This is a genomic window from Rathayibacter sp. AY1D5 (genome assembly GCF_002932515.1).
GTDB lineage: Bacteria > Actinomycetota > Actinomycetes > Actinomycetales > Microbacteriaceae > Rathayibacter.
This window is the reverse complement of record NZ_PSVU01000093.1, coordinates 1-4,435: the sequence shown is the minus strand read 5'-3', so window position 1 is coordinate 4,435 and position 4,435 is coordinate 1. Positions and strand designations below refer to the sequence as shown.

The following is a 4,435-nucleotide window of genomic DNA, read 5'->3' as shown; positions in this document are numbered from 1 at the left end:
CGCCGCCCCCGCCGAGCGCGGTCGTGAGGACGGCCAGGAGGCGGGTCCTCCGCACGCTCCAGCCGAGGTGGTCGGCGACCGCGGTGCACACTCCGCCGAGCAGCATCGTCCGCGGCCGCTGCAGCGGGGGGCGGACGGCGGTGCCGGGGACTGTGCTCACCCCTGCATCCAAACAGGTCGGCCGCACGATCGGGGGTGCTCTCGGGGTCGGATCAGGGGTTCCCCCGATGGTCCGGGCCGTGGAGCGCACGGGAGACTCGCAGCATGACAGGACAGAGCACGACCCCGCCGGGCTCCGCGGAGCCGGACGGCACGGAGGCGGCGAGCACAGCGACGACGCCGATCTGGACGGATCCCGGAGCGGCCGGACCCGACAGCGCCGGCCCGGACAGCACCGGCCCGGACAGCGCCGGCCCCGAGAGCCCCGACCCGGGAGCCTCCGGCCCCGCCGATCCGCCCCCTGCGCCCGAGAACCGCTTCGTGCTCTGGCTGCGCGGCCTCGACCTGCCCCGCCGTCCCGGCTGGATCGGCGGCGTCTGCTCGGGGATCGCCGACCGGCTCGGCATCGACCCGCTGATCGTGCGCGGGATCGTGCTCGTCGTCGCGGTGCTGGGCGGGCCCGCGCTCCTCCTCTACGCCGCGGCCTGGCTGCTGCTGCCCGACCAGGACGGCGCCCTGCCGGTGGAGCGGCTGCTCCGCGGCTCGCTCGACCGGGTGCACGCCGGGATCGGCGTCCTCGTGCTCGCCTCGATGCTGCCGGTGGCGCAGGGCTTCTGGTCGCTCGGCGGCGCGTACACCGGGGCGATGCCCTGGGCGCCCGCGACCGGGCGGACGCTGTGGTCGCTCGTGGTGCTCGGGCTGATGGTGGCCTTCGTGGTCTGGATCGTGCGGCGGAGTCGGCGATCGGACGACGAGGCCGCCCACCCGGCCCAGGCCTCCCCGTCCGCACATCCCTCCGCGACGCTCCCCTACCCCGCGACCACCGCTCCGGCCTACCCCGCACCCGACCCCGGCCTGCAGGACGAGCGCCCCTCGTCCCCCGAGGCCGTCGCCGAGTGGCGCGAGCGCCAGGAGGCGTGGCGGGCCGAGCGGGAGGCGTTCCGCGCCCAGCAGAGCGCGACGGCCCGCGAGACGGCCCGCGCCCGGGCGGAGGAGGCGCGACTCGCCGCCGCCGCCGTCACCGCCGCGCGCCTGGAGCGCCAGCGCCTCCGACGCGCCGCGAACCCCCGGCTGCGGGCGAGCCTCACGCTGCTCGCCCTGGGCGCCGCCGCCCTGACCGGCGCACTGGTCTCGCTCACCGCCTCCGGGCCGACGGCCCTCGTCGTCGGAGCCGCCTCGGCCGCGCTCGTGCTCGCCGTGGTGATCGTGCTCGCCGGCCTGTTCCGGAGGCGCGCGATCGCGCTGATCGCCCTCGCGACGGTCGCGCTGGTCACCGCCGCCTGCGCCGCCGTGCTGCCGACCGACCGCGAGCTGCTCCCGGTGCTCGGCACCTACGGCTTCTCGAGCGCCGCTCCCGGCCGCTACGCGACGCTCGCGGCGAGCGACCTGCGCGTCACGGTCGCACCCGGCTACGAGACCTCCGGCGAGCCGCTGGACCTGTGGATCGGCTACGGGCACGTGTCCGTCGCCACGATGGCGGGAACGGCGGTCCGCCTCGAGGCGACCACAGAGGACACCGAGCTCCTCGTGCTGGACGTCGACGGAGGCGCGATCGACGCGCCCCGCGAGATCCGCACCGCCGACGGCCGTCAGCTGTGGACGCAGACCTTCGGCGATCCCGAGGCCGAGCCGTTCGTGGTCCGCATCGCCCAGGAGGGCGGGTCGATCCGCGTCCAGGACTCCACACCGGGCGCCGACTCCGGCACCACCGCGCCGGACGCCGACGCCACCCCGACACCCACCCCGAGCCCCACCCCCGAGACCGGAGCCGCACGATGACCACCACGCCCACCCCCGCCACCGCCCGCCCGCGGATCCGCGTCGGCGCCGTCCTCTACGGACTCGTCCTCGCCGCCGCCTCGATCGGCCTGCTCGTCGTCTCGGCCGACCCGGTGCTGCGCGCGCAGGTCGTCGAGCGCGGGATCACGCTCGAGCCCGGCGCCGCGCTCGCCCTGGCCGTCGCGGCGCTCGGCGCCATGGCGCTCCTCCTCGCGCTCGCCCGCCTGCTCGACCGCCGCGCCGCTCGCGACGACGGCTGACCCGGCGCGGGACGCCGGGTGCTCGCAACCCCCTGCCCCGCATCCGCCGAGAGGCGCAGACTCGTCCCGGGCGATCGCCCGCCACCCCCTGGAGACGAGACCATGCCCTTCTGCGCCCCCGAGAGACTCCGCTGATGGAGCTGGGCATCGCCGCGATAATCGGAGTCTCGGTCCTGGTCGCGGTCGCCGTCTTCTCGCGGCGCCTCGGCGTCGCCGCCCCGATCGTCCTCGTGCTCGCCGGCGTCGGCCTCTCGTACATCCCCGGGGTTCCGGAGGTGGTCGTCCCGCACGAGTGGGTGCTCGACGGCGTGCTGCCGCCGCTGCTGTACGCGGCGGCGCTCAGCGTCCCGTTCATCGACTTCCGCCGGAACCTCACCACCATCACCGGCCTGTCGGTCGTTCTGGTGCTGATCTCGGCGGCCGGCGTCGGCGCGCTCCTCTTCCTCCTCCTCCCCGAGCTCGGGCTGGGCCTGGCGATCGCCGTGGGCGCGATCATCAGCCCGCCCGATGCGGTCGCCGCGACCTCGGTCGGCCGGCGCCTCGGCCTCCCGCCGCGTCTGCTCACCCTGCTCGAGGGCGAGGGGCTGATCAACGACGCGACCGCGCTGGTGCTCCTCCGCTCGGCCCTCGCCGCCGCCGCCGGGACGCTCGCGACGCCGTGGGCCGCGATCGGCGACTTCCTCTACGCGGTCGTCGTGGCCGTCGTGGTCGGGTTCGTGGCCAGCGTCGTCACCGTCTTCGTCCGCTCGCGGCTCGAGGACCCGGTGCTCAACACCGTCCTCTCCTTCATCGTCCCCTTCGTCGCGTTCATCCCCGCCGAGGGCCTGGGCGCCTCGGGCGTGCTCGCCGTGGTCGTCGCCGGCCTGCACACCGGGCACGCCTCCTCGCGGGCCTTCACCGCGCAGTCGCGGGTCAACGACCGGATCAACTGGCGCACCGTGCAGTTCCTGCTCGAGAACGGCGTGTTCCTGCTGATCGGGCTCGAGATCCGCTCGCTGATCCACGACGCCGACAGCGCGCGCCTCTCCGTGCCCGCAGCGGTCGGCATCGGCCTGATCGCGGTGGTCGGGCTGATCGTCGTTCGCTTCCTCTGGGTCGGCCCGGTGCTCCTCGGCGAGCGCTGGCAGACCCGCCGGGCCGAGCGCCGGGCCCGCGAGCAGAAGGAGCTGCTCGAGTCGCCCGAGGCGCAGGAGCTGCCGAAGGAGGAGCGCGGCCGGGCGAAGCGGCGCTACCTGCTGCGGCGCAGCGACTACCGGCACTTCAGCCGCAACGGCATCGGCTGGCGCGGCGGTCTGGTGCTCGGCTGGTCCGGGATGCGCGGAGTGGTGACCCTCGCGGCCGCGCAGTCGCTGCCCGAGGACATCCCGTACCGTCCGCAGCTCGTGCTGATCGCCTTCACCGTGGCCGTCGCGACCCTGCTGATCCAGGGCAGCACGCTGCCGCTGCTGATCCGGGCGCTGGGCATCCGCGGGATCGACGTGCCCGAGGACCAGCGCGCACTCGCGGGCCTGCTCGACGAGATCACCGAGAAGGGCCTCTCGGTGCTGGAGCGCCCGGGCGACGCCGTCGAGGGCGCCGACGGCGTCGCTCCGGACGTCCTGGAGCGGGTGCGCCAGACGTCGTTCCTCCGCTCCGAGGCCGCCTGGGAGCGCTCGCGCGGCACGGAGAGGTCGGTCGCGGACACTCCGCACCGTCTCTACCGGGCGCTGCGCCTCGCCGTGGTCGCGGCCGAGCGGGAGGCCCTGCTCGACGCGCGCTCGCGCCGCGCCTACCCGCAGCGCATCCTCCGCGACGCCCAGTCGCTGCTCGACCTCGAGGAGACGCGGCTGCGGGTCCGGCGGGGCTCCGAGTCCTGAGGGCTCGGGATCGTGACGATCGCTCCCGGGGATGCCCGCGCCGATCCAGGCCCTGTGGAGGAGCGCCGAGCTCCTCGAGTGCGCCATCCGGATCGACCCCTCGGACCACGGCCGTCCGGCCTCCCCGGCAATAGCCCGCCGATGCGTCACCCCCCGTTAAGCCCGCGCGCCCCGCTTCCTCTGGCACTGCCGTCGCCCCGCCCGTAACCTGCGGATCGCCTGAGAATCGGATCCCCCGACCCGCCCGGGCGTCCGGAAGGCCCGCCATGCGCTCGAACCCGTCCCCCTCGAAGCCCCCGCTCCGGAGGCTTCCCCAGTAGATCGTCTGACCGGGCGTCACCTTCACGTCGTAGAGCGTGAAAGCCGCGCCGGCGCCGCCGG

Annotated in this window: 4 protein-coding genes; 3 read left to right on the top strand and 1 reads right to left on the bottom strand. The window is 75.5% G+C overall.

Features of this window, described 5'->3' with window-relative positions; translation table 11 throughout:
• The coding region (locus C5C82_RS18280; RefSeq protein ID WP_146086027.1) for a PspC domain-containing protein at window positions 1-160 on the bottom strand (160 nt) is incomplete at its 3' end.
• A gap of 104 nt (window positions 161-264) precedes the next feature.
• On the opposite strand from C5C82_RS18280, the gene C5C82_RS16775 reads away from it, so the two are divergent.
• The 3 genes from C5C82_RS16775 to C5C82_RS16765 all read left to right on the top strand — a co-directional run bounded on the left by C5C82_RS16775 (window position 265) and on the right by C5C82_RS16765 (window position 4,054).
• The gene (locus tag C5C82_RS16775; protein WP_104355417.1) at window positions 265-1,938 is read left to right on the top strand and encodes a PspC domain-containing protein; all 1,674 of its coding nucleotides are present in this window, start codon (window positions 265-267) and stop codon (window positions 1,936-1,938) included.
• Window positions 1,935-2,198 (top strand): hypothetical protein, encoded by a 264-nt coding sequence (locus tag C5C82_RS16770; protein ID WP_104225751.1) that lies wholly within the window; start codon window positions 1,935-1,937, stop codon window positions 2,196-2,198. Before C5C82_RS16775 ends, C5C82_RS16770 begins: the two co-directional genes overlap by 4 nt.
• A 134-nt stretch (window positions 2,199-2,332) precedes the next feature.
• Window positions 2,333-4,054, top strand: a complete 1,722-nt coding sequence (locus C5C82_RS16765) for a sodium:proton antiporter (RefSeq protein WP_104355416.1) — start codon at window positions 2,333-2,335, stop codon at window positions 4,052-4,054.
• Window positions 4,055-4,435 lie beyond the last annotated feature (381 nt).

What these genes read in the sequence shown, in the direction of transcription:
- C5C82_RS16775 (WP_104355417.1), top strand. Translation starts at nt 265, where the DNA reads ATGACAGGACAGAGCACGACCCCGCCGGGCTCCGCGGAGCCGGACGGC.
- C5C82_RS16770 (WP_104225751.1), top strand. Translation starts at nt 1,935, where the DNA reads ATGACCACCACGCCCACCCCCGCCACCGCCCGCCCGCGGATCCGCGTC.
- C5C82_RS16765 (WP_104355416.1), top strand. Translation starts at nt 2,333, where the DNA reads ATGGAGCTGGGCATCGCCGCGATAATCGGAGTCTCGGTCCTGGTCGCG.